Raw genomic sequence first — 22,273 nt, forward strand, 5'->3', positions numbered from 1 at the left:
CTACACCCTTGTCATCTTCGAAAAGCAGCGGAAGGCGTTCTCGGTAGTGATTTCGGCCATGCGCTCGAAAGAAACACCATGCACCTCGGCCAGAACTTCCGCCGTATTGACCACGTAGGAAGGCTCGTTGCGTTTTCCCCGCCAGCGCTTGGGGGCAAGATAAGGCGCGTCGGTTTCGACAAGCAGCCGGTCAAGCGGGACGGTTGCGGCAATATCGCGGATATCCTGTGATTTCGGGAATGTGAGAATGCCCGAAAAGGAAACATACCCGCCCAGTTCGACACCGGTTTTCGCCAGCTCAGGACCAGCGGAGAAGCAGTGCAGGATGAAGGGGAATGCTCCCTTGTCGCTTTCCGCGCGCAAAATAGCGGCCATGTCGTCATCGGCGCTGCGGCTGTGAATGACGAGCGGCAGCTTCGTCCGTCTTGCCGCCTCGATATGGCGAATGAGGCCGGTCTTCTGGTCTTCCGGCTTCTGCGTATCGTAGAAATAATCCAGTCCCGCCTCACCGATCGCCACGATCTTGTCGTGGCTCTCAGCCAGCCGAACCAGATCGTCAGCCGAGATATCCAGTTCCTCGGCTGCGCTGTTGGGATGTGTACCAACCGAGCAGAAAACCGACGGGTATTTTTCCGCGATCTTCAACAGCTCGGGCAGACGGCGCACCCGGGTCGAGATCGTCACCATCTGGCTCACACCCGAGGCATGGGCGCGGGCTATGATGTCATCGCGCTCAGCATCGAAGTCAGGAAAATCCAGATGGCAATGGGTATCGATCAGCATCGGCCTCGCCTTCACGCTTCCGGCGCAACGTAACGCGGGAAGACCGGCTTCGGTGCTTCGAGCGGCGTGCCTGGAACCAGACGACCAGCCTCGCCAAGCGCTGCGAAATCGCGTTTGTCAGCGGCCGCTGCCACGAGATCAAGCAGCTTGTCGCAGGATTCCGGCATGAAGGGCTGCAGAAGGATACCGATCTGGCGCACCACTTCCGCCGTGACGTAAAGTACGGTGCCCATGCGCTCCGGATCCGTCTTCTTCAGAGCCCATGGCTCCTGCGATGCGAAATAACGGTCGGTTTCCGAAACGACGGCGATGATGGCAGCGAGTGCGCGGTGGATGAGCTGCTTACCCATTTCCTCACGGCACACCGCCAGCAGGCCGTCGGCCGAAGCGAGCATCGCCCTGTCTTCGTCGGTGAACGCGCCGGGTGCCGGGATCTGGCCATCGCAATTCTTGACGATCATCGACAGCGAACGGCTGGCGAGATTGCCGATGCCGTTGGCAAGATCGGCATTGATGCGGGTGGCGATGCCTTCTTCGCTGTAGCTGCCGTCCTGGCCGAAGGAAACTTCACGCAGGAAGAAATACCGCACTTGATCAAGGCCGAAGTGAGCAACCAGATTGGCGGGATCAACGACATTGCCGAGCGATTTCGACATCTTCTCGCCCTTGTTGAGCAGGAAGCCATGCGCATAGACGCGCTTGGGAAGCGGCAGCTTGGCGCTCATCAGGAAGGCCGGCCAGTAGACCGCGTGGAAGCGGATGATGTCCTTGCCGATGATGTGCACATCGGCCGGCCAGTATTTGGCACGCGGGCCGTTCCTGTCTTCGATATAACCCGTGGCGGTGATGTAGTTGGTCAGCGCATCGACCCAGACATACATGACGTGCTTGGGATCGTTCGGAACCTTGATGCCCCAGTCGAAGGTGGTGCGAGAAATCGACAGGTCCTTCAGGCCGGATTTGACGAAGGAGATGATCTCGTTGCGTCGCTCGGCCGGGCCGATGAATTCAGGGTTTTCCTCGTAGAGCTTCAGCAGCCTGTCCTGGTATTCGGAGAGCTTGAAGAAGTAGCTTTCCTCTTCCACCCATTCCACCGGTGTGCCCTGCGGCCCATAGCGGACGCCGTCAGCGCGCACTTCCGTTTCGTCTTCGCCGTAATAGGCTTCGTCACGCACGGAATACCAGCCGGCATAGCTGTCCTTGTAGATGTCACCGCTATCGGCCATCAGGTTCCAGATATTGCGCGAGGTCTCGTGGTGACGCTCTTCCGTGGTGCGGATGAAATCGTCATTCGAGGCGTTGAGCAGCTTGCCCATCGCGCGGAACTGGTCGGAATTGCGCTGCGCCAGCTCTTCCGGCGAAATGCCTTCCGCCCGCGCCGTCTGCTGCATCTTCTGGCCGTGTTCGTCGGTGCCCGTCAGGAAGAAAACATCCATTCCATCCAGGCGCTGGAAACGTGCCATGGCGTCCGTCGCAATCAACTCATAGGCATGGCCGATATGCGGCTTGCCGTTGGGATAGGAGATCGCGGTGGTGATGTAGAATGGTGTCTTGTCTGTCATGACGGTCTATCGACTTTACAGGCTGTTTTTTGGATAGACCGCTCTTAAACCATTGTTCGCAGCAGCGAAACAGCAACTTCCCCATTTTGGGTATGATTCGTACCCCGGCACCTAAACCGAACGGATATCTTCCAGAATGGAAAGCACCATCTGCTTCTTGTCGAGATTATAGGCCTGCGCCACGCTGATGCGCTCCGCAAGCATCGAAGATAGCCGCGCATGTCTTTCCGCCGCCGCGATGTCACCCGCCATTGCCGCCGCCCGGGCCCGCTCCATCAGCTCTTCCGTCACATGCTCCATGAAGAAGCCGAGAACGATGTCGCCATCCTTCTGCGCCAGAACTTCGGCCAACTTGTGCATCTTCTTGCGGGCGCCCGGCCCTTCCGCAGACATGACCTCGGCAAAGGCCTCGATAATGTCGGAACCGCCGTAATTCATCAGCTTGAGCGCCTGCGCCACGCTGCCCTTCGAGGCAGCAATCAGGGCATCGCGCTTTTCGCCGGCGGAGCCGATACCGAGATGATCGAGTGATTGCACCATATCCGCATCGGAAAGCGGTAGCAGACGAAGCGGCATGCAGCGCGAGCGGATGGTCGGCAGCAACTTGCCCGGCGCGTGCGACAGGACGAGGAACATCGCCCGCTTCGGCGGCTCCTCCAGTATTTTCAGGATCGCATTCGCGGCATTGCGGTTGAGATCATCGGCCGGATCGATGATGACGATGCGCCAGTTGCCGGTGCCAGAGGTTTGCGAGAAGAAATGCCCGGCCCGCCGCACCTCATCCACGGTGATGGCGGATTTCACGCGGCCGGTCTTTTCATCCACCGGACGGGTCAGATGCAACAGGTTGTGCGACGCCCCGGCCGTGATCTGCCGGCTGACAAGCGATTGCGGATCGGGATCGGCAAGAACATCCGGCGCCGAAGACGGATCGGGATGGTTGAGGACATGATTGGCGAAACGGAAGGCGAGCGTCGCCTTGCCGATCCCTTCCGGCCCCTCGATGAGAATGGCATGATGGCCCTTGCCGGAGCGATAGGATTGGGCGAGGAACGCTTCGACTTCCTCATGCCCGAAAAGCTTCGTGTTCTGCTGTGGCGCAATCGCGCCGTCGAGAACGCCCTGAACCTCACTCATGCGCCGCGCCCGCCGCAGTTCCCAGTTGTCCGAGCAAGGGCTCGACAAAGGACCTCACATCCTCCGCCACCTTATCCTCCGGCTGGTCAGCATTGACGATACGGCAGCGACGCGGCTCGGCAAGCGCTATATCAAGATAGGCTTCCCGCCGCTTCTCGTGGGTTTCGATTTCCTCTTTTTCGAACCGGTCGGGCGCAGCCCCCTCATCCGCCCGTTTTCTGGCGCGGGCCAGCCCCTTTTCGGCGGCAATGTCGAAGATCAGCGTCAGTTCCGGCACCACACCATCGATGGCAATGCGTTGCAGCGTCTCGATGAAATCCGGCTCCAGATTGCCGGTCGTACCCTGATAGACACGGGAAGAATCAAGGAACCGGTCGCAGAGCACGATCTCGCCACGCGCCAGCGCCGGGCGAATGACCTCCTCGACATGGTCGTTGCGCGCCGCCGCAAACAGGATTGCTTCCATGCGCACACCGAAGGATTCCGCCGCACCCGACAAAATCACATGCCGCGCGGCCTCCGCACCCGGCGAGCCGCCCGGCTCACGCGTCACGACCACCTCGAAGCCTCGACCACGAAGCGCCTCGGCGAGTGTGCGAATCTGCGTGGACTTGCCGGCGCCCTCGCCGCCTTCGAAGCTGATGAACAATCCAGTCTTTTCGGCCAATGTCACGTCCTGCGAGGAATTCCCGGAAATATTGAAATGCCTGTTTACAGCATCGAACCAAAAAGTGTGAAGCGCTTTTCAGAAAATCCGGTGCCTGAACAAAAGCATAGAGGAAAGTGGCGCAAAGCGCGGATTTTCAGAGCCAGAACAGCAGCAGTTCTTTCAACGCACCTGCCGCATTCTGGGTCAGCGAGCCCTTGCCGACCGAACCCTTGGTATAAAGCGGCACTTCGCGCAGCAACCGCTCACCGGAAAAAACCTTGAGCGTTCCCGCATTGGCGCCCACGTCCAGCGGCGCGCTCAATGGCCAGCGATAGACAATCCGTCCGGAAATTCGCTCCGGATTGTTGACCGGCACCAGCACGCTGACATCTTCCTTCGGCGAGAGATCGACATAGGACGCATCACCGCCATAGACGCTGACCGACCCCACCACTTCATCCTTGCTGAAAAGATGGCGCTTTTCGAAAGCTGTGAGGCCCCACTCGACCACACGGCGGGCTTCTTCCTGCCGCGTCTTGTCGTCTGTTATGCCTGACAGCGCGAGATAGACCCGCCGACCCTCCCGCTCAGCCGAAACCACGGCCGCAAAGCCGCTGCCTTCCGCAAAGCCAAGCCCGAGCCCATCTATGCCGCTCCCAAGCAGTGTGTTCTTGTTGCGCTGGAATATCCGGTTCCATTCGAAATCCGGCTTGGTGAAAAGCCCATAACGATCCGGATAGGTATCGCGCAGATGCTGGGCAAGACGCACCATATCCCTGGCCGTTGTCTGGTTGCCCGGATCAGGAAGCCCCGTGGAATTGGTAAACCTGCTGCGGTTCATGCCGAGTTCGCCCGCCCGCGCGGTCATGCGCTTGGCAAATGCCGGGTCCGACCCCGCCATGCCTTCGGCGATGATGATGCAGCCATCATTGGCGTTCTGCACGATGATGCCGGTCAGGAGATCGTTGATGCTGACGGAAGATTTCAGCGCCGCGAACATGGTCGAGGTTCGTGACGGCGCACCGCCCGTGCGCCAGGCATATTCAGAGACGGGATAAGCGGTCTCCGGTGTCACCTGAGCCTTTGAAAGCGCATCCAGCACCACCTCCACCGTCATCAGCTTGGCAAGCGAAGCCGGTGGAAACGACTGATCCTCATTTTGCGAGAGAAGCACGGTGCCGGTTTCGGCATCGATCATATAGGCCTGTTCGGCCTTGGCGATGAAAGGCGCGGTCTGAGATTGCGCCGCACCCGCACTGAAAAACGCCAGCCCGGCCGCGACGACGACCGAACAATAGGAGCGATAAATGGCCTTGCGCATGAAACCGCCCAGTCCTGCCTGCCGCAACCGGCCGCCCGAAACGAAACGGATGCAGCCCTACCCTTCAATCCGTCAGCGAGACTTCGCCTGCTGACGCTTCACATGGGCGAGTATCGATTGCTCGTTGAGCGCGCCACGATCGACCAGCACGCTGTCGAAGGCACGTGCGGTCCGGGAAACCGTAGCAGATTCTTCCGAATAAGCCGCTGCATATTTGGACGATGGTGTCGGCACGCGCAGATAATTGCCGCCCGGTGCTGCCGGCTCACGCATGAAGTTTCCTTCGGGACGCTCGGCCAGGAACGGACCGATTTCCGGCAGGATCGCAAATTGCTCGAATACCGCTGCCGGACCATTGACCAGCGGCATGGCCTGCAGGGCCGCATTCTTCTTGGAGCCGACCAGCGCCGTCTGCGTCGAACCGCTATAATTCGGATTGGAGGCAGGAGCCGGAACGAAATTCGGAGAGGCCGAAGCCACCATCACACCCGTTGCGATCTGCCCTTCCGGCGCCACACCCGGCGAGCGCGAGCCCTTCGGAATATAAGACGCCATCAGATAGGGCATGTCGTGACCGTCAAGCGGGGCGCGGCCGGCATATTGCACGCGCACATTCGCTGTACCTGTCGCCTTCATGTCGAGAAGATCGGCCGTCTTGCTGGAAACGTCGATCAGGCGGCCTTCATGGAAAGGTCCGCGATCGTTGACGCGCACCAGAACCGAAGCGCCATTTTCCGTATTGGTGATGCGCGCATAGCTGGGCAGCGGAAATGTCGGATGTGCGGCAGAAAGATGTTCTTTATCGTACACTTCGCCATTCGCCGTCAGGCGGCCATGGAAGGCGGAACCGTACCAGGAGGCAAGACCGGTCTTGTTATAACCCGGCTCTTCTTTCGGAAAATAACGACGTCCCTTGACGGTATAGGCATTGCCGATCAGCTCTCGCCCGCCGCCCTTGGGAATGCTCTTGCCATCGGCAACGCGCGGGCTGGCTTTGACGCCATATTCCGATTCAGAGAAATATTCCTTGCTGCGCTTGGGCTTAGGCTTGGTCTCGGTCGTGGTGGAACACGACGCTGTCGCAGCGCAAAGCACGGAAATTGCAAGCCACTTCGCACCCGATCTGGTGCTGATGCCGAGTTTCTTGACCGTAGAATTCAAATCGTCTGCCCCACGCTGCTATTGGCTCGGAGAACCGCACCCTCACTTGCCTCGATTAATTGCCCCTGCCATCGAAGCACCTAACAGTCGCTTAATCTTGTGCATAACGTGGCGAAAATGCGAACGACTTCTGCAAATTCGATAAAATTGTAATGAACGTGGTTAATGATTTATCTCTTTTTTGGGTGCCTGAAATCTGCCGTTGACGCTCATCCGCACCTTACCCGGCATCCGTCATTACGGAACAAAGGCAGTGCGACCGCGTTTCTTCCCCGCAAACAAATAAGCTTCCGCCGGTTTTCGGCTGAGGGAGGAAACCATGATCAAGTCAATAAAAGCTACGGGTCTGGCGCTTGGCATCGCCCTGGTATCCATCGCCGCGCCGGTCCCGGCCGGGGCACAGGACATGGAATTGAGGATCGGTCCCGATGGCGTCCGCCCCGTCATCCGCGATCGAGATCGCGACAGAGACGTTGACCGCCGTGGCCCGCCCCGCATGCGCGGCTGCAGCGAACGCGAAGCCCGCGCCGCCGCCCGTGAGGCTGGCCTTCGAGATCCTGAAGTCGTGCGCGTCACCCCCGGCCGCGTCGTTGTTCAGGGTTTCACCCGCCGCGGCCCGGATCGCATCACCTTCGCCAACGAACGGGGTTGCCCCGAAATCTGATGACGAAATCTGATTCAATGTGAAATCTGGAGCCCGCCGAAAGGCGGGTTTCTTCGTTGTGAATAAGATTAAAGCAGCACCGGCGAGACGACGCGACAAGGATCGGCAATCGTTGCGCGTTTTAAAGAGTCACTTTTGAGCTGAATGGCAGATGGGGTGGGATTCGAACCCACGGTACGCTCTCACGCACGCCGGTTTTCAAGACCGGTTCCTTAAACCACTCGGACACCCATCCTTCGGTGGTGAGGCTTTATAGCGGTTTGAAAAGGGCCGTCAATCCCGGCAGGCGCACACCGTTGCGGTCCCTTGTCTCGCATTCACCCGGTCATTGGCCGGGCGTTGTAGCCGGCGGCAGCAGAGACCCCTCGCCCGCGGGAACCGTTGGACCTTGCTCGGCCGAATCAAACAGCGTCAGGCTGAGAACGATTGCAACAAGCACCAGCAAAAGCGCCACGAAGAAGATTCCGGATTTATCCATGCGTCTGCTCATGTCTCTTTATGTTAGGACCAAATATGTGCAATTCGAGGCAAGCGAAAGAATAGGATGGCTTACTGTCAAGTTGCCTGACAGATTTAGCGAGTTCATCTCCTCAAATCCTCCTCACTTGAGCAAATTTTATGCGCCGGCGTACTGTTTGGGACGGAAGTGGCCTATCGCGTCAGCAATATTGTCGCTTATATAGTCACATCGCTCCCGGGCATTGCCCAACTTTCCCCGAGCGATCAACCTGCCCCGCCCGTTTGCGGGGCTTTTTTTCTTTTATGCGCCTCAAAAAAACGTCTGTGTGCGAGAGCACCCGGCCTGCAGGCAAACCCTGTTGTCGGTTTGTCTATTCAGACCCCGATGCTGGGGCCGCCATCACCGTGTCGTCCGCCACCCCGGAGAATATCCTCGAACAGGTTCAGCACCGCTGGCGGCAACGTGTCAGACAATTCGGCAAGGATTTCGTTGGCGCGATTATAGGAGTAGATGGCGCAGAGCGTCAGCACCAGAAGCACGATCCACGGCCAGATTGGCTTGCGCCTTGGCGGCGCTCCGTTCGGTTGTTGCGGCATGATCATCCGGCACCTCCCGTTCAGGCCTTCACGCGCGGTTCGCCTCCGGGCGCATAGGCGGTTTTCTGCAGGAAACGAAATATGTTGCCGCACTGGCCGCAACGGATCATGAAATCGGTCGGATCACCCGAGGCGCGTTCGGTGCGAAACCCCCGCGGCATTTCATCGACGCGAAAATCGACATCGGCGCGGCTCTTCTCGTCTGATTCCGACACTTCGGCAAAACCCTGATGACCACATTTGGAACATTCGAGTTTCCGGGAATATCTATCGCGCGCTGCCATATGCCGTCCTTTGCTTGCGCCCTATCAGGTAGCAGCGGCAAAACAGCATTTCAATGGCGATCGCCGCAGGTTAAAGCTTTGTCAGCCAATTTTCGGCCCGGAAATCCCGCCCGCGACAAGAACGAATCTGGACGCCCATGCAGAACGGAACACCCCTGCTTTCATCGTCGCTGATGCGCCGTGCCGCCATCATCGCCGGAATCCTTCTCGTTTCAGTCATCGCTCTTAATTTTGGAGTCAAATTATATGGCGAACGCATACTGAAGGCGGGCCACACGACGGCGACCGACGAGGTGCAGATAGTGATCGGCAACGACCGGCTGAAGCTCGCGAAGAACACGCTGCGCCTGCCCTCCGGTCGTGAGGGCGGCGAACAGGAGCGGGTCGATCTTTATCTGACCTGGCCCGGTCTCAAGGGATACGAGGAAGGGAATCGCGCAATATTCGACGATCCGGCTGAGGCAACGGGGCTGATTTATATTCAGCTGTCGCAAAGCACCATGTCACAGGACATGTCCGGCCGCTTCGCGCCGATCTATACACGGCTGACGGAAGGAGACCCCGTACAGCTGAAGCACGGATTGTTGCTGCACCGCCTGCGTGCCGATTCCGGTTACGGCAAGGAAGTTATCCTGACTGGACGGCGCGAAGGCGAAAGCGACTATGTTGTGCGCTGCCTTCTGCCGCAGACACCCCAGGAGGCCACGGGCAGCGACTGCCAGAGGGATATCCACGTCGGGCAGGATCTCAGTCTTTTTTACCGATTCTCCTCAGGCCTGCTGCCGCAATGGCAAAAGCTCGACACCGATGTGAAACATTATATCGAGCAGCGCCTCGCAAAAGACGGAAATCCGTGAAGCGGCATGGCACAGATTGCGTGCGAAAAGTCGCATTTTATGGAGGGTGGATACCTTTCATAAACCACTTGGTAACGCCATCCCGATAAAGTTTCTCCCCGGAGCTATCGGGCGGGGCGTGTCCGAGCGGAACAGAAATATGCGATTGAAGAGTTCAGCAGTGTTGAAAAGTGTATCTTGGGCACATTCGCGCAGAGCGGGTGCGACGTCTTTTGTAAGGTTTCTGGCGTTGACCCTTGCTGCGGCGTTCATAACCGCAACATCCGTGGGCACCGCGCAGGCGGAACCGAAATATGCGGGCATCGTCATCGACGCCAAGACCGGCAAGGTTCTCTACGGCGAGGATCCGGACGGTTTGCGTTATCCCGCCTCTCTGACAAAGATGATGACGCTTTATCTGACGTTCGAGGCGCTTAATTCCGGACGCATCTCACTTGATTCCAAGGTGCCGGTCTCGGCCAATGCCGCCAAGGAGCCGCCATCCAAGCTTGGCGTGCGCGCTGGCGGTGCTATTACGGTCGAACAGGCCATTCTGGCTCTCGTCACCCGCTCCGCCAATGACATGGCGACGGCGCTCGGTGAATATCTCGGCGGCTCGGAAGACCGTTTCGCCAGAATGATGACCGCCAAGGCCCGTGCGCTGGGCATGACCCGCACGACCTACCGCAATGCCAACGGCCTGCCCAACACGGCGCAGATGACGACGGCACGCGATCAGGCCCGCCTCGGCATCGCTCTTCGCCAGCATTATCCGCAATATTACGGTTACTTCTCCACCCGCACCTTCAATTTTGGCAAGCAGGTTATCGGCAACCACAATCGTCTTGTCGGAACCGTCAAGGGCGTGGATGGCATCAAGACCGGTTACACCCGTGCAGCCGGCAGCAATCTTGCCACTTCGGCACAGATCGATGGTCGTTCCATCGTTGCCGTCGTTCTCGGCGGTCGCTCCAGCGCCGCCCGTGACGCAACCATGCGCAAGCTTGTCGCAACCTATCTGCCGCAGGCATCGCGTGGCGGCAACAGCAACCTGATCGCCCAGACGCGGTCTGCACCCGTCGAAGAGCCCGTCGCCGTGGCGGCAGCCGTTCCTTCCGTTGCGGTTGCGGCTACCAATGCCGGCCTGCCAAATGCCGGCCCTGTACCGCAGGCCCGTTATGAAGAAGCGCCGGTCACCGCCTTTGCAGGCTCCTCTTCCAATGCCGCCGTCAAGGCCATGGAAGCCGCTACCTGGCAGAAGGGCAAGGATCCGATTGTTCGGGCGCCGGTCGCTCCTGATCGCAGCATGATCACCAACTCGACCAAGGTGGACAATATCGTTACCGCCTCCGTCGCCCCCGCCCCTTCGGCGTCGGCTACGTCTGCCGCACCTCAGGGTGGCTGGGTAATCCAGATCGGCGCATCGCCGGACGAAAACTCCGCCCGCGGCCTGTTGCAGAACGCACAGGAAAAAGGTGGTGCGGCCCTGCGTTCCGCAAAGCCCTTCACGGTCGCCTTCAGCAAGGACGGCTCCCAGATCTACCGCGCCCGTTTCGGCGGCTTTGATGGCCAGAACGCCGCGGTAAATGCATGCAATGCATTGAAAAAGAAAGGCGTCAGCTGCTGGGCGTCACTCCAGTAACCGACGTTTCCGCGGGCGGTGTTCATTGTCGCAACATCGCCTGTCTCCTCGAATTGTGTAATGTGTAGCGAGGCTTTCCAAGATGGCAGTTAACGAGAATTATTCGGACATTGCGTCTGGCAACGGGCAAAGCAGTCTGTCGGTTCTGCATCCCATTCATGAAGCGGCGATGCGGATCGCCGATCTCGGTCTCAACCGTTCCAAGGCAAAGACGCGCGATCTGGTCAGCCTGCTCCTGTCGCATGGCGCCCGCGCCTGGCGCGCCAACCAGCCGGAAGCTAGCATCCACCTTCACGTGGCCCGCCGTTCCGGACGTGCGCCGATCCATATCCGCATTCGCTAACAAACCGAACTAACCAGATAAGACCCAAAGAAAAACCCCGCGGTGCCTGAGCGCCGCGGGGTTTTCCGTTGATTGACGAAAGGGAAACGAGGCGGCTTACGCCTCGCTCTCCGGTGCCTCAGGCGTATCCGGCAGATTGTCTTCCGCCTCGTCGCCATTGCCGTTTTCCGCCTCTTCGTCGCCTTCCGGCTCGTTGATGCGTTCCACGGAAACCACCTTCTCATCCTTGGCGGTAGAGAAGATCGTCACGCCCTTGGTGGCGCGGCTGGCGATGCGGATGCCGTTGACCGGCACGCGGATAAGCTGGCCGCCATCGGAAACCAGCATGATCTGGTCGCCTTCGTCCACGGGGAAAGCCGCGACGAGTTCGCCGATCTCCACCGTCTTCGAGGTATCGGTGGCGCGGATGCCCTTGCCGCCGCGGCCCGATGTGCGGAAGTCGTAGGAGGACGAGCGCTTGCCGTAGCCCTTCACGGATACCGTCAGCACGAATTCTTCGCGTGCCTTCAGCTCCTGATAACGCTCTTCGCTGAGTTCGCCCTCTTCCGTCACTTCTTCACCAACGAGCGCGATGTCGTCTTCATCGACGCCTGCGGCGCGCCGTTCGGCTGCCGAGCGCTTGAGATAAGCGGCACGTTCCCACGGTTCAGCGTCCACATGGCCGACAATGGTCATGGAGATGATGCGGTCGCCATCTGCCATGTTGATGCCGCGCACGCCGACCGAGTTGCGACCGGCAAAGACGCGCACATCGTCCACGGGGAAGCGAATGCACTGGCCAAGCGCCGTGGTCAGAAGCACGTCATCCCGATCCGTACAGGTTTCGACCGAGAGGATTTCGTCACCCTCTTCGTCGAGCTTCATGGCGATCTTGCCGTTGCGGTTGACTTGGACGAAATCGCCGAGCTTGTTGCGGCGAACCGTACCGCGCGTCGTCGAGAACATCACATCAAGCGTTTCCCAGGTGGTTTCATCCTCGGGCAACGGCATGATGGTGGTGATGCGTTCGCCGGGTTCCAGCGGCAGCATGTTGATAAGGGCCTTGCCCTTGGACTGCGGCGTGCCGATCGGCAGGCGCCAGACCTTTTCCTTGTAGACGATACCGCGCGAGGAGAAGAACAGCACCGGTGTATGGGTGTTGGCAACAAAGAGACGGTTGACGAAATCCTCGTCGCGCGTCGCCATGCCGGAACGACCCTTGCCACCACGACGCTGCGCCCGGTAGGTGGTGAGCGGCACGCGCTTGATATAGCCGAGATGCGAAACCGTGACGACCATGTCTTCCCGGGCGATGAGGTCTTCATCGTCCATGTCAGGACCGCCCTCGACGATCTCGGACCGGCGCGGCGTGCCGAACTCGTCACGGATGGCGATGAGTTCCTCGGTGACGATCTGCATGATGCGCAGGCGTGAAGACAGGATATCGAGATATTCGCTGATTTCCGCGCCGATCTTGTTCAGTTCGTCGCCGATTTCATCACGACCCAGCGCCGTCAGACGGGCAAGACGCAATTCGAGAATGGCACGCGCCTGCTCTTCGGACAGATTGTAGGTGCCGTCTTCATTGATGCGATGGCGCGGATCGTCGATGAGCAGGATCAGGCTTTCCACATCCCGCGCCGGCCAGCGCCGCGTCATCAACTCCTCGCGGGCCGAAGCCGGATCGGGAGCGTGACGGATAACGCGGATGACCTCGTCGATATTGGCAACCGCAATCGCCAGACCCACCAACACATGCGCGCGGTCGCGCGCCTTGCGCAGCAGGTACTTGGTGCGGCGGCTGACGACATCCTCGCGGAATGCGACGAAGGCGCGCAGCATGTCGAGCAGCGTCATCTGTTCCGGCTTGCCGCCGTTCAGCGCCACCATGTTGCAGCCAAACGAGGTCTGCAGCGGCGTGTAGCGATAAATCTGGTTCAGGATGACGTCGGCATTGGCATCGCGCTTCAGCTCGACGACGACGCGATAACCCTGACGGTCGGATTCGTCGCGCAGGTCGGAAATGCCCTCGATGCGCTTTTCCTTGACCAGTTCGGCCATCTTCTCGATCATCGAGGCCTTGTTCACCTGGTAGGGAACTTCGGTGATGATGATCTGCTCGCGGTCGCCACGCATCGGCTCGATGGTGGCGCGGCCGCGCATGATGACCGACCCGCGACCCGTCTCGTAAGCCGAGCGGATGCCGGAGCGGCCCATGATCAGAGCGCCGGTCGGGAAATCCGGGCCGGGAATGATCTGCATCAGTTCGGGCAGCTCGATCGCCGGGTTCTCGATCAGCGCAATACAGCCGTCAATGACCTCGGACAGATTGTGCGGCGGAATATTGGTGGCCATGCCCACCGCAATGCCACCTGCCCCGTTGACCAGCAGGTTCGGGAACTTCGCCGGAATAACCACCGGTTCCTGCAACGTGCCATCATAGTTGTCACGGAAATCGACGGTTTCCTTGTCGAGATCGTCGAGCAGCGAATGCGCGGCCTTTTCCAGGCGGCATTCGGTATAACGTTCGGCCGCCGGCGGATCGCCGTCGATGGAGCCGAAATTGCCCTGGCCGTCGATCAGCGGCAGGCGGAGCGACCAGTCCTGCGCCATACGCGCCAGCGCATCATAGATCGCCGAATTGCCGTGCGGGTGGAATTTACCCATCACGTCACCGGTGACGCGGGCGCATTTGACGTATTTCTTGTTCCAGTCGATGCCGAGTTCGGACATGCCGTATAGAATACGGCGGTGAACCGGCTTCAGACCATCACGGACATCGGGAAGCGCGCGGGACACGATGACGCTCATGGCGTAATCGAGATAGGACCGCTGCATTTCCTCCATGATGGAAATCGGTTCAATGCCTGGCGGAAGTTTTCCGCCGCCGGGGGGGCTCTGGTCAGTCAAAACGGATCACATTCTCTGTTAAGAATCGGATGGATTTTTATAGCGGAAACAGCCACGTTAAGCCAATTTCCCGGCGAGTTTTGAACAGTCTTTTGCGTCATTTGCAAGACGAACGCCGCTTTTCGCGATTTAGCCCGGCAAAAGCAACGCCGCTCCCTTTCAAAGCAGCCGCGACTTGCGTAGGCTCGCGCACAAAAAGGCAATAAGCGGGGAAAGAATGGCCAGTAGCGAAACGCTCATCAACGCGCTTACCACACTTTTGGTCACGCTCGATCCGCCCGGTCTTGCGCCCGTATTCCTTGCGCTTACTGCAGGGATGACGCGCAGCCAGCGCAGTCAGGTTGCCCTGCGCGGCTCGCTGATCGCTTTCGGCATTCTCGCCGTCTTCGCCCTGTTCGGCCTTACCATCCTCAACCTGCTCGGCATTTCGCTTGGCGCCTTCCGCATCGCCGGTGGCCTTCTGCTGTTCTGGATTTCTTTCGAGATGATTTTCGAGAAGCGTCAGGAGCGTAAGGAAAAGACCTCCGAAATCGCCATAACCAAGGACCATCTGCACAATCTGGCGGTCTTTCCGCTGGCCTTGCCGCTGATTGCCGGGCCGGGCGCCATTTCCGCCACCGTGCTTCTTGCCGGCACGATGAAGACCACCATCGACATGGTCGTACTGATCCTGATCCTCGCTTTCGCCATGGCCCTTGTCTACGCGGCCCTGATCGTTGCGGAACGCATGGACCGCTTTCTCGGCAATACCGGCCGGGCGATCCTCACCCGGCTGCTTGGCGTGCTGCTTGCAGCCCTTTCGGTGCAATTCGTGGTCGACGGCATAAAATCGGCCTTTGCCTTCTGAAACGCGGCATGGTGGCGATATCTCGCAACAAAATCCCGCACTCCGCTGAAACTGTAAAAAATCCATCCTTTAAATCCGGCCACCGTTTCGGTTAAAAGACGCGCATCTTTTCCGGATTCGAAAGTTCTCTTCATGCGCTCCACGCTGCGTCGCCTCATCCCGGATGCCGCACCCGTCAGTATCAGGGAAAGGCTGCGTTCCGCGACCGGCGCCTTCGTGGGCATTCTCCTGACCGGATTTCTGGGCAGTCTCGCACTCAGCTTCGACCCCACCCTGCCCGCCATGATCGCGCCGATGGGCGCTTCGGCCGTGCTTTTATTCGCGGTGCCCTCGAGCCCGCTGGCGCAGCCTTGGTCCATCATGTGTGGCAATCTGGTATCGGCTTTCGTGGGTGTCACGGTGGCGCTGCTGGTTCCGGATCTATTCCTCGCCAGCGCGCTCGCCATCAGCCTCGCCATCGCCGCCATGATGGCGCTGCGCTGCCTGCACCCACCAAGCGGCGCTGTAGCGCTGACGGCGGTTCTCGGCGGCCCCGCCGTGCATAGCCTCGGATATGGTTTCCTTCTGTGGCCGGTCGCCGGAAATTCACTGATCCTTCTTGCGCTGGCGCTCGCCTATAACAATGCCACCGGCCGCGCCTATCCGCATGGTCTGAAGCTCGGAAAGGCCGCCCACGGCACGACGGATCCGACCCCCATCCAGAAAATCGGCTTCTCCTCCACCGACCTCGATGAGGTGCTGAAGGAATATGACGAAGTTCTCGACATCGATCGCGAGGAACTGGAGACCATCCTGCGCAAGACCGAGCTGCGCTCCTATCGTCGCCGCGCGCTGCATCTCGATTGCGCCAGCGTCATGTCGCGCGATGTGGTCGGCGTTGCCCCTGACGACAGCCTGCGCCATGCCCATGCGCTGATGCACAGCCACCATTTCAAGGCCCTGCCCGTCACCAATGACAGGGCGGAAATCGTCGGCATCGTCACCCAGACGGATTTTCTGGAAAAGGCAAGCTGGAGAAACGGCCGCCCCTCCATCGGTTTCCTGCAGCGCCTGCGCCTCATTCTTTCCGGTGCAAGTGCCCCCAACGATACCGTCAAGGACATCATGACATCGCCGGTCAGAACGGTGCGACCGGAAACCTCGATCGAAGAAGCCATCATCCGTTTTGCGGAAGAAGGGCTGCATTACCTGCCGGTGATCGATGCCAATGGCAAGATGGTGGGGATTGTCTCACAATCCGACGTCATGGTGGCGATGCTGGCCGACAAAGTCGCGGCGTAACCACCGCGACATCGAAATAACCGGCTCCCCTAAAAACCGGCAAAGCCTTTTGGCTAACGTTTAGCCTTCAAAAGCCGCTGCCACAGCGTGCCGCCGAAAAACCGGCCGAGCACGATGAAATAGGCGATGATCAGCACTAAGGCGATAAAGGCAGGCAGGCCGCTCAGCGCGAAACCATGTGGCGTGCGCCCGCCTGCGACCGCTGCGACGAGAAATCCGGCGGCGAAAAACGCTGTCCAGAAATCGAGGAAAAAAGCGAGAATGATGCGCCAGGAAGCCGGTTGTTTTGAGATCGGCTGTTTCGGTGCCGTATCGTCACTCATGCCCGCCTCCTGTCACGCATAACATCATTCGTCGTCGGCTCAGAACGGAATATCGTCGTCCATATCGTTGGAGAAGCCGCCGGAAGGCTGGCCGCCGCCGCGTGAAGAGCCGCCGCGCGATGACGACTGCTGGTCGTAACCGCCGCCATAACCGGAGCTGGAGCCGCCACCGCTGCTGCCGTAATCTCCGCCTCCGCCAAAATCACCACCGCCGCTACGGCCACCGCCGCCACCCTCACCGCGACCATCGAGCATGGTCAGCGTGGAGTTGAAGCCCTGCAACACGATTTCGGTGGAGTAGCGGTCGTTACCGGTCTGGTCCTGCCATTTGCGCGTCTGCAGCTGGCCTTCAATATAGAGCTTGGCGCCCTTCTTGACATATTGCTCGACGACCTTGCACAGGCCTTCGTTGAAAACCACGACCGTGTGCCATTCCGTCTTTTCCTTGCGCTCGCCGCTATTGCGGTCCCGCCAGGTTTCCGAGGTGGCGATACGCAGGTTGGCGATGGGGCGGCCATCCTGCGTCCGGCGGATTTCGGGATCTGCGCCGACATTCCCGATCAGAATTACCTTGTTTACGCTACCAGCCATCTCGTCATCCTGTCCGCCGGCCATCATGACCGGCAATTGCATTTCAAAAAATTCCGCACACAATAACCATCACGGCCCGCAAAGGGCACCGCAGGCGTGGAACTATCCACAACGAATAATCCAGAGCTTCGAACAGCGGATATTCGCACTTGCTATTTGTTCCTTTTTTGTTCTATTTAATCGCGAAATTCGAGTCAAGTGGGCTGAAAAGCTCCGACCGATGGGGAATAGACCTCGACACCTCCGGCTGCGTCACTACATAAGGACACGCCGCCATCAAGCCTGTTATTTTTGTCCGAGCCTTGCCACGAGCCTTGTCATGAGTGAACTGAAGACGATTTCCATCCGTGGTGCCCGTGAGCATAATCTCAAGGGTATCGACCTCGATCTGCCACGCAACAAGCTGATTGTCATGACCGGGCTTTCCGGCTCGGGCAAGTCGTCGCTTGCCTTCGACACGATCTATGCAGAGGGTCAGCGCCGTTATGTCGAAAGCCTTTCGGCCTATGCGCGCCAGTTCCTGGAAATGATGCAGAAACCGGATGTCGACCGTATCGAGGGTCTGTCTCCGGCCATTTCCATCGAGCAGAAGACCACCTCGAAGAACCCGCGCTCCACGGTGGGCACGGTCACGGAAATCTATGACTACATGCGCCTGCTGTTTGCGCGTGTTGGCGTGCCCTATTCGCCGGCCACGGGTCTGCCGATCGAGAGCCAGACCATCAGCCAGATGGTGGACCGCATCCTCGCTTTTGAGGAAGGCACGCGTCTTTATATTCTTGCGCCGATCGTGCGTGGCCGCAAAGGCGAATATAAGAAAGAACTTGCCGAGCTGATGAAGAAGGGCTTCCAGCGCGTCAAGGTGGATGGCCAGTTCTACGAAATCGCCGATGTGCCAGCACTCGACAAGAAATACAAACACGATATCGACGTGGTGGTCGACCGCGCCGTCGTGCGCCCGGATATGGCCGCTCGCCTTGCCGACAGTCTCGAGACCTGCCTCAAGCTCGCCGATGGGCTGGCTATCGCCGAATTCGCCGACAGGCCTTTGCCGCCGGAAGAAACCGCCGCCGGCGGCTCCGCCAACAAATCGCTCAACGAAACCCATGAGCGGGTGCTGTTTTCGGAAAAATTTGCCTGCCCCGTCTCCGGCTTCACTATTCCCGAGATCGAGCCGCGGCTGTTCTCCTTCAACAATCCCTTCGGCGCCTGCCCCAGCTGCGATGGCCTCGGCTCGCAGCAGAAGGTGGATGAAAACCTGATCGTTCCGGAACCGGCCCGTACGCTGCGCGACGGCGCCATTGCCCCATGGGCCAAGTCGTCTTCTCCCTATTACAACCAGACGCTGGAAGCGCTCGGCAAGGCCTTCGGTTTTAAACTGTCCAGCAAATGGTCGGAGCTTTCGAAGGAAGCGCAGCACGCCATTCTTCAGGGCACCGATGACAAGATAGAATTCAACTATCAGGACGGCGCCCGCGCCTACAAGACGGTGAAAAATTTCGAAGGCATCGTTCCCAATCTGGAGCGCCGCTGGAAAGAGACCGACAGCGCCTGGGCGCGCGAGGAAATCGAGCGTTATATGTCAGCAGCGCCCTGCCCGGCCTGCGCCGGTTATCGCCTGAAACCCGAAGCCCTCGCCGTCAAGATCAACAAGCTGCATATCGGTGAAGTCACCCAGATGTCGATCCGCAAGGCACGCGACTGGTTCGAGGTGCTGCCGGAAAGTCTCAACGCCAAGCAGAATGAGATCGCCGTCCGCATTCTCAAGGAAATCCGCGAACGCCTGCGCTTCCTCAATGATGTCGGACTGGATTATCTCAGCCTGTCGCGTAACTCCGGCACGCTGTCCGGCGGCGAAAGCCAGCGCATTCGCCTCGCTTCGCAGATTGGCTCAGGCCTGACGGGCGTTCTCTACGTTCTGGACGAGCCGTCGATCGGCCTGCATCAGCGTGACAATGCCCGCCTGCTCGAGACGCTGAAACATCTGCGCGATATCGGCAATACTGTCATCGTTGTCGAACATGACGAGGACGCCATCCTGACGGCGGATTATGTGGTCGATATCGGCCCCGCCGCCGGCATTCACGGCGGTCAGGTGATCGCCGAAGGCACGCCGCAGGACGTGATGGCCAATCCGAAATCGCTAACCGGCAAATATCTCTCCGGCGAACTCGGGGTCGCCGTGCCGGCAGAGCGCCGCAAGCCCAAGAAGGGCCGCGAGATCAAGGTCCATGGCGCACGCGGCAATAATCTCCAGAATGTCACGGCGGCGGTCCCGCTTGGCGTTTTCACCGCGGTTACCGGCGTTTCGGGCGGTGGCAAATCCACCTTCCTGATCGAGACACTTTACAAGTCGGCGGCACGCCGGGTGATGGGTGCCCGCGAAATTCCGGCCGAACATGATCGCATCGACGGTTTCGAATTCATCGACAAGGTGATCGATATCGACCAGTCGCCGATTGGCCGCACGCCGCGCTCCAACCCGGCCACCTATACCGGCGCCTTTACGCCGATCCGTGACTGGTTCGCCGGCCTGCCGGAAGCGAAGGCGCGCGGTTATGCGCCCGGCCGTTTCTCCTTCAACGTCAAGGGCGGCCGCTGCGAGGCCTGCCAGGGCGATGGCGTCATCAAGATCGAAATGCACTTCCTGCCTGACGTCTATGTCACCTGCGACGTCTGCCACGGAAAGCGTTACAATCGCGAGACGCTGGACGTGACTTTCAAGGGCAAATCCATTGCCGACGTGCTGGATATGACGGTGGAGGAAGGCGTGGAATTCTTCGCCGCCGTGCCGGCGGTGCGTGACAAGCTGCAGGCTTTGTTCGATGTCGGCCTCGGTTACATCAAGGTCGGCCAGCAGGCCAACACGCTATCCGGCGGCGAGGCGCAACGCGTCAAGCTCGCCAAGGAACTGTCAAAACGCTCGACGGGCCGCACGCTTTACATTCTTGACGAGCCGACGACCGGCCTTCACTTCCACGACGTCAACAAGCTGCTGGAAATGCTGCAGGCGCTGGTGGACCAGGGCAATTCCGTCGTGGTGATCGAACACAACCTCGAGGTCATCAAGACGGCCGACTGGATCATCGACATCGGCCCCGAAGGCGGCACGGGCGGCGGCGAAATTGTGGCGACCGGCACGCCGGAAGACATCGTCAAGGTTGAGCGCTCCTACACCGGTCATTTCCTGAAGGAACTTCTGGAACGCCGGCCGGCCGGCAAACGCGAGGCTGCGGAGTAATCCGCAGTCTTTCACAGCAAAGGTCGAATGGGCCAAAGGCCGAAGGAGGAACAGCATATGTCGACATCAGGCACGATCCGCACCGGTATCGGCGGCTGGACATTCGAGCCATGGGAAGGCACGTTTTATCCGGAAAAGCTGCCGAAGAAGCGCCAGCTCGAACATGCCAGCCGGCAATTGACGGCCATTGAGGTGAATGGCACCTATTACAGCAGCCAGAAGCCCGAGACCTTCGCCAAATGGGCATCCGAAGTGCCTGAGGATTTCATCTTCTCCCTGAAGGCCAGCCGCTTCGTCACCAACCGCAAGGTTCTGGCCGAAGCCGGGGAATCCATGACGAAATTTTTGACTCAAGGGTTGACGGAACTCGGCTCCCATCTCGGCCCCATCCTCTGGCAGTTCGCCCCCACGAAGAAATTCGACGCGGATGATTTCGGCGCCTTTCTGGCGCTCCTGCCTGAAAAGCAGGATGGTATCCGCCTTCGCCATGTGGTCGAGGTGCGCAACCCGACATTCCAAGTGCCGGAATTCATCGATCTTCTCGCCAGACACAAGGTCGCCGTCGTCTGCGCCGATCACCACGATTACCCGATGCTGCCTGACGTCACGGCCGATTTCGTCTATTGCCGCCTGCAAAAGGGCGAAGACGACATCGCAACCTGTTACCCGAAGGCGGAGATCGGCCATTGGGCAGAACGGGTCAAGACCTATGCGGCGGGCGGCGTACCCGACGATCTGCCGCTGATCGCGCCCGACCGGAAAGCGGAAAAAATGCCGCGTGACGTTTTCGCCTTCTTCATCACCGGTGGCAAGGTCAATGCGCCCAACGGTGCGCAGGAATTACAAAAGGCTGTCTGAGTGACGCGGTGACGCCGAACACCTGATGTTGCGGCGTCACCGATAAATCCTCATGTCGGAAAACGGTATCCGGAGAATAAACAACCCGCGTCGCACTCCCGTCATCTCACGCCGGCAAGAATGCCAATGACGGCACAAGGCGCTTCGCCGGCAAAAGGCTGTCGTTATCAGAGGGCTGGCCGGAATGAATATGATCGAGACGGAACGTTTACGCCTGCGCCTTTGGCGGGACGACCATTTTGAAGCCTTCGCCGCGATGCAATTCGATCCGGAGGTGATGGCCGATCAGGGCGGCCCGGCGGACGAGGCGCGGAGCAGGGAAAAATTCGAGCGCTACCGCAGGGCAGAGCGCGAACAGGGCATCGCCCGCTGGGCTGTTGAAAATCCTGATGGCCTGTTTCTCGGTTATGCCGGCGTCATGCCACGCCTGTCCGAAGATCATCCACTCGGCCCGCACCACGAAATCGGCTGGCGTTTCATAAGGCAGGCCTGGGGAAAAGGTTATGCGACCGAAAGCGCAAAAGCCGCGCTGACCCATGCTACCGGATACGCGGGAATAGCTGGGATCATCGCCTATACCAGCCCCGATAATTTTCGCTCCCAAGCCGTCATGTCGCGCCTTGGCCTGATCCGCGAACCAACGCGCGATTTCTCCATGCCCGGTCATAGGGACAGGGAATGGCGCGGGCTGGTCTGGGTCGCTCCCTGGAGCCGTCCGGTCCAAACGGAATAGCCGGACCTGCTCCAGCCCATTGTTCTTCCGCACGTTCTGGACCTAAGACCACTACACAGTTCTACTCGAAAT

General features: G+C 59.4%; 21 protein-coding genes and 1 tRNA gene. 9 read left to right on the plus strand and 13 right to left on the minus strand.

Annotated elements, in window-relative coordinates; all coding sequences use genetic code 11:
- The 6 genes from PL640_RS06950 to PL640_RS06975 form a co-directional block, all read right to left on the minus strand.
- Positions 1 to 783 carry a TatD family hydrolase gene (locus PL640_RS06950; RefSeq protein ID WP_271361219.1) on the minus strand — a complete coding sequence of 261 codons (783 nt, stop codon included), beginning with the start codon at positions 781 to 783 and terminating at the stop codon, positions 1 to 3.
- Between the two features lie 11 nt (positions 784 to 794).
- Positions 795 to 2,345, minus strand: coding sequence for a methionine--tRNA ligase (gene metG, locus PL640_RS06955; protein WP_271361220.1), 1,551 nt, complete (start codon positions 2,343 to 2,345; stop codon positions 795 to 797).
- Positions 2,346 to 2,456: 111 nt separating this feature from the next.
- The gene (locus PL640_RS06960) at positions 2,457 to 3,482 is read right to left on the minus strand and encodes a DNA polymerase III subunit delta' (RefSeq protein WP_271361222.1); all 1,026 of its coding nucleotides are present in this window, start codon (positions 3,480 to 3,482) and stop codon (positions 2,457 to 2,459) included.
- The gene (gene tmk / locus PL640_RS06965) at positions 3,475 to 4,149 is read right to left on the minus strand and encodes a dTMP kinase (RefSeq protein ID WP_271361223.1); all 675 of its coding nucleotides are present in this window, start codon (positions 4,147 to 4,149) and stop codon (positions 3,475 to 3,477) included. Before tmk ends, PL640_RS06960 begins: the two co-directional genes overlap by 8 nt.
- Before the next feature lie 136 nt (positions 4,150 to 4,285).
- Complete coding sequence (locus PL640_RS06970) at positions 4,286 to 5,452, minus strand: D-alanyl-D-alanine carboxypeptidase family protein (RefSeq protein ID WP_271361224.1); 1,167 nt, start codon at positions 5,450 to 5,452, stop codon at positions 4,286 to 4,288.
- Between the two features lie 72 nt (positions 5,453 to 5,524).
- Positions 5,525 to 6,613 carry a septal ring lytic transglycosylase RlpA family protein gene (locus PL640_RS06975; protein WP_271361225.1) on the minus strand — a complete coding sequence of 363 codons (1,089 nt, stop codon included), beginning with the start codon at positions 6,611 to 6,613 and terminating at the stop codon, positions 5,525 to 5,527.
- A gap of 319 nt (positions 6,614 to 6,932) precedes the next feature.
- On the opposite strand from PL640_RS06975, the gene PL640_RS06980 reads away from it, so the two are divergent.
- Complete coding sequence (locus tag PL640_RS06980) at positions 6,933 to 7,277, plus strand: hypothetical protein (protein ID WP_271361226.1); 345 nt, start codon at positions 6,933 to 6,935, stop codon at positions 7,275 to 7,277.
- A gap of 145 nt (positions 7,278 to 7,422) precedes the next feature.
- Here PL640_RS06980 and PL640_RS06985 read toward each other — a convergent pair.
- The 4 genes from PL640_RS06985 to PL640_RS07000 all read right to left on the minus strand — a co-directional run bounded on the left by PL640_RS06985 (position 7,423) and on the right by PL640_RS07000 (position 8,617).
- Positions 7,423 to 7,512: transfer RNA gene (locus PL640_RS06985), tRNA-Ser, on the minus strand.
- 90 nt (positions 7,513 to 7,602) lie between these two features.
- A complete protein-coding gene (locus tag PL640_RS06990) occupies positions 7,603 to 7,755 on the minus strand; it encodes a hypothetical protein (RefSeq protein ID WP_193559496.1) in 153 nt (50 codons plus the stop codon).
- A 356-nt stretch (positions 7,756 to 8,111) separates the two neighbouring features.
- Positions 8,112 to 8,339, minus strand: coding sequence for a hypothetical protein (locus tag PL640_RS06995; RefSeq protein WP_271361227.1), 228 nt, complete (start codon positions 8,337 to 8,339; stop codon positions 8,112 to 8,114).
- A gap of 14 nt (positions 8,340 to 8,353) precedes the next feature.
- The gene (locus PL640_RS07000; RefSeq protein WP_046800151.1) at positions 8,354 to 8,617 is read right to left on the minus strand and encodes a hypothetical protein; all 264 of its coding nucleotides are present in this window, start codon (positions 8,615 to 8,617) and stop codon (positions 8,354 to 8,356) included.
- 137 nt (positions 8,618 to 8,754) lie between these two features.
- Between PL640_RS07000 and PL640_RS07005 the strand changes: the two genes are divergently transcribed.
- From PL640_RS07005 to PL640_RS07015, 3 genes are all read left to right on the plus strand, one after another.
- Positions 8,755 to 9,474 (plus strand): hypothetical protein, encoded by a 720-nt coding sequence (locus PL640_RS07005; RefSeq protein WP_271361228.1) that lies wholly within the window; start codon positions 8,755 to 8,757, stop codon positions 9,472 to 9,474.
- Between the two features lie 139 nt (positions 9,475 to 9,613).
- Positions 9,614 to 11,095, plus strand: a complete 1,482-nt coding sequence (locus PL640_RS07010; RefSeq protein ID WP_271361229.1) for a D-alanyl-D-alanine carboxypeptidase family protein — start codon at positions 9,614 to 9,616, stop codon at positions 11,093 to 11,095.
- Between the two features lie 82 nt (positions 11,096 to 11,177).
- Positions 11,178 to 11,438: a hypothetical protein gene (locus tag PL640_RS07015; protein WP_046800148.1), complete on the plus strand. Its 261-nt coding sequence runs from the start codon at positions 11,178 to 11,180 to the stop codon at positions 11,436 to 11,438.
- Between the two features lie 96 nt (positions 11,439 to 11,534).
- Here PL640_RS07015 and gyrA read toward each other — a convergent pair whose 3' ends face one another.
- A complete protein-coding gene (gyrA, locus tag PL640_RS07020; protein WP_271361231.1) occupies positions 11,535 to 14,327 on the minus strand; it encodes a DNA gyrase subunit A in 2,793 nt (930 codons plus the stop codon).
- A gap of 217 nt (positions 14,328 to 14,544) precedes the next feature.
- On the opposite strand from gyrA, the gene PL640_RS07025 reads away from it, so the two are divergent.
- Together PL640_RS07025 and PL640_RS07030 are read left to right on the plus strand one after the other, a co-directional pair.
- Positions 14,545 to 15,174, plus strand: coding sequence for a MarC family protein (locus tag PL640_RS07025; RefSeq protein WP_271361232.1), 630 nt, complete (start codon positions 14,545 to 14,547; stop codon positions 15,172 to 15,174).
- A 132-nt stretch (positions 15,175 to 15,306) separates the two neighbouring features.
- Positions 15,307 to 16,455, plus strand: coding sequence for a CBS domain-containing protein (locus tag PL640_RS07030; RefSeq protein WP_142839773.1), 1,149 nt, complete (start codon positions 15,307 to 15,309; stop codon positions 16,453 to 16,455).
- 53 nt (positions 16,456 to 16,508) lie between these two features.
- Here the strand turns inward: PL640_RS07030 and PL640_RS07035 are convergent, their stop codons facing one another.
- Positions 16,509 to 16,778 (minus strand): hypothetical protein, encoded by a 270-nt coding sequence (locus PL640_RS07035; RefSeq protein ID WP_269699592.1) that lies wholly within the window; start codon positions 16,776 to 16,778, stop codon positions 16,509 to 16,511.
- 39 nt (positions 16,779 to 16,817) lie between these two features.
- A complete protein-coding gene (locus tag PL640_RS07040; protein WP_052760243.1) occupies positions 16,818 to 17,411 on the minus strand; it encodes a single-stranded DNA-binding protein in 594 nt (197 codons plus the stop codon).
- Between the two features lie 277 nt (positions 17,412 to 17,688).
- On the opposite strand from PL640_RS07040, the gene uvrA reads away from it, so the two are divergent.
- From uvrA to PL640_RS07055, 3 genes are all read left to right on the plus strand, one after another.
- Positions 17,689 to 20,610, plus strand: coding sequence for an excinuclease ABC subunit UvrA (uvrA, locus tag PL640_RS07045; RefSeq protein WP_271361237.1), 2,922 nt, complete (start codon positions 17,689 to 17,691; stop codon positions 20,608 to 20,610).
- A gap of 57 nt (positions 20,611 to 20,667) precedes the next feature.
- The gene (locus tag PL640_RS07050; RefSeq protein ID WP_271361238.1) at positions 20,668 to 21,468 is read left to right on the plus strand and encodes a DUF72 domain-containing protein; all 801 of its coding nucleotides are present in this window, start codon (positions 20,668 to 20,670) and stop codon (positions 21,466 to 21,468) included.
- A gap of 184 nt (positions 21,469 to 21,652) precedes the next feature.
- Complete coding sequence (locus tag PL640_RS07055; RefSeq protein WP_271361239.1) at positions 21,653 to 22,201, plus strand: GNAT family N-acetyltransferase; 549 nt, start codon at positions 21,653 to 21,655, stop codon at positions 22,199 to 22,201.
- The last annotated feature ends 72 nt before the right edge of the window (positions 22,202 to 22,273 follow it).

This window comes from Agrobacterium sp. ST15.16.024 (assembly GCF_027956545.1).
GTDB lineage: Bacteria > Pseudomonadota > Alphaproteobacteria > Rhizobiales > Rhizobiaceae > Agrobacterium > Agrobacterium cucumeris.

What these genes read in the sequence shown, in the direction of transcription:
- PL640_RS06950 (WP_271361219.1), bottom strand. Translation starts at nt 783, where the DNA reads ATGCTGATCGATACCCATTGCCATCTGGATTTTCCTGACTTCGATGCT.
- PL640_RS07000 (WP_046800151.1), bottom strand. Translation starts at nt 8,617, where the DNA reads ATGGCAGCGCGCGATAGATATTCCCGGAAACTCGAATGTTCCAAATGT.
- PL640_RS06970 (WP_271361224.1), bottom strand. Translation starts at nt 5,452, where the DNA reads ATGCGCAAGGCCATTTATCGCTCCTATTGTTCGGTCGTCGTCGCGGCC.
- PL640_RS07040 (WP_052760243.1), bottom strand. Translation starts at nt 17,411, where the DNA reads ATGCAATTGCCGGTCATGATGGCCGGCGGACAGGATGACGAGATGGCT.
- PL640_RS07010 (WP_271361229.1), top strand. Translation starts at nt 9,614, where the DNA reads ATGCGATTGAAGAGTTCAGCAGTGTTGAAAAGTGTATCTTGGGCACAT.
- PL640_RS06995 (WP_271361227.1), bottom strand. Translation starts at nt 8,339, where the DNA reads ATGATCATGCCGCAACAACCGAACGGAGCGCCGCCAAGGCGCAAGCCA.
- PL640_RS06960 (WP_271361222.1), bottom strand. Translation starts at nt 3,482, where the DNA reads ATGAGTGAGGTTCAGGGCGTTCTCGACGGCGCGATTGCGCCACAGCAG.
- PL640_RS07035 (WP_269699592.1), bottom strand. Translation starts at nt 16,778, where the DNA reads ATGAGTGACGATACGGCACCGAAACAGCCGATCTCAAAACAACCGGCT.
- metG (WP_271361220.1), bottom strand. Translation starts at nt 2,345, where the DNA reads ATGACAGACAAGACACCATTCTACATCACCACCGCGATCTCCTATCCC.
- PL640_RS07005 (WP_271361228.1), top strand. Translation starts at nt 8,755, where the DNA reads ATGCAGAACGGAACACCCCTGCTTTCATCGTCGCTGATGCGCCGTGCC.
- PL640_RS07015 (WP_046800148.1), top strand. Translation starts at nt 11,178, where the DNA reads ATGGCAGTTAACGAGAATTATTCGGACATTGCGTCTGGCAACGGGCAA.
- PL640_RS07030 (WP_142839773.1), top strand. Translation starts at nt 15,307, where the DNA reads ATGCGCTCCACGCTGCGTCGCCTCATCCCGGATGCCGCACCCGTCAGT.
- PL640_RS07050 (WP_271361238.1), top strand. Translation starts at nt 20,668, where the DNA reads ATGTCGACATCAGGCACGATCCGCACCGGTATCGGCGGCTGGACATTC.
- PL640_RS06990 (WP_193559496.1), bottom strand. Translation starts at nt 7,755, where the DNA reads ATGGATAAATCCGGAATCTTCTTCGTGGCGCTTTTGCTGGTGCTTGTT.
- PL640_RS06980 (WP_271361226.1), top strand. Translation starts at nt 6,933, where the DNA reads ATGATCAAGTCAATAAAAGCTACGGGTCTGGCGCTTGGCATCGCCCTG.
- PL640_RS07055 (WP_271361239.1), top strand. Translation starts at nt 21,653, where the DNA reads ATGAATATGATCGAGACGGAACGTTTACGCCTGCGCCTTTGGCGGGAC.
- PL640_RS07025 (WP_271361232.1), top strand. Translation starts at nt 14,545, where the DNA reads ATGGCCAGTAGCGAAACGCTCATCAACGCGCTTACCACACTTTTGGTC.
- uvrA (WP_271361237.1), top strand. Translation starts at nt 17,689, where the DNA reads ATGAGTGAACTGAAGACGATTTCCATCCGTGGTGCCCGTGAGCATAAT.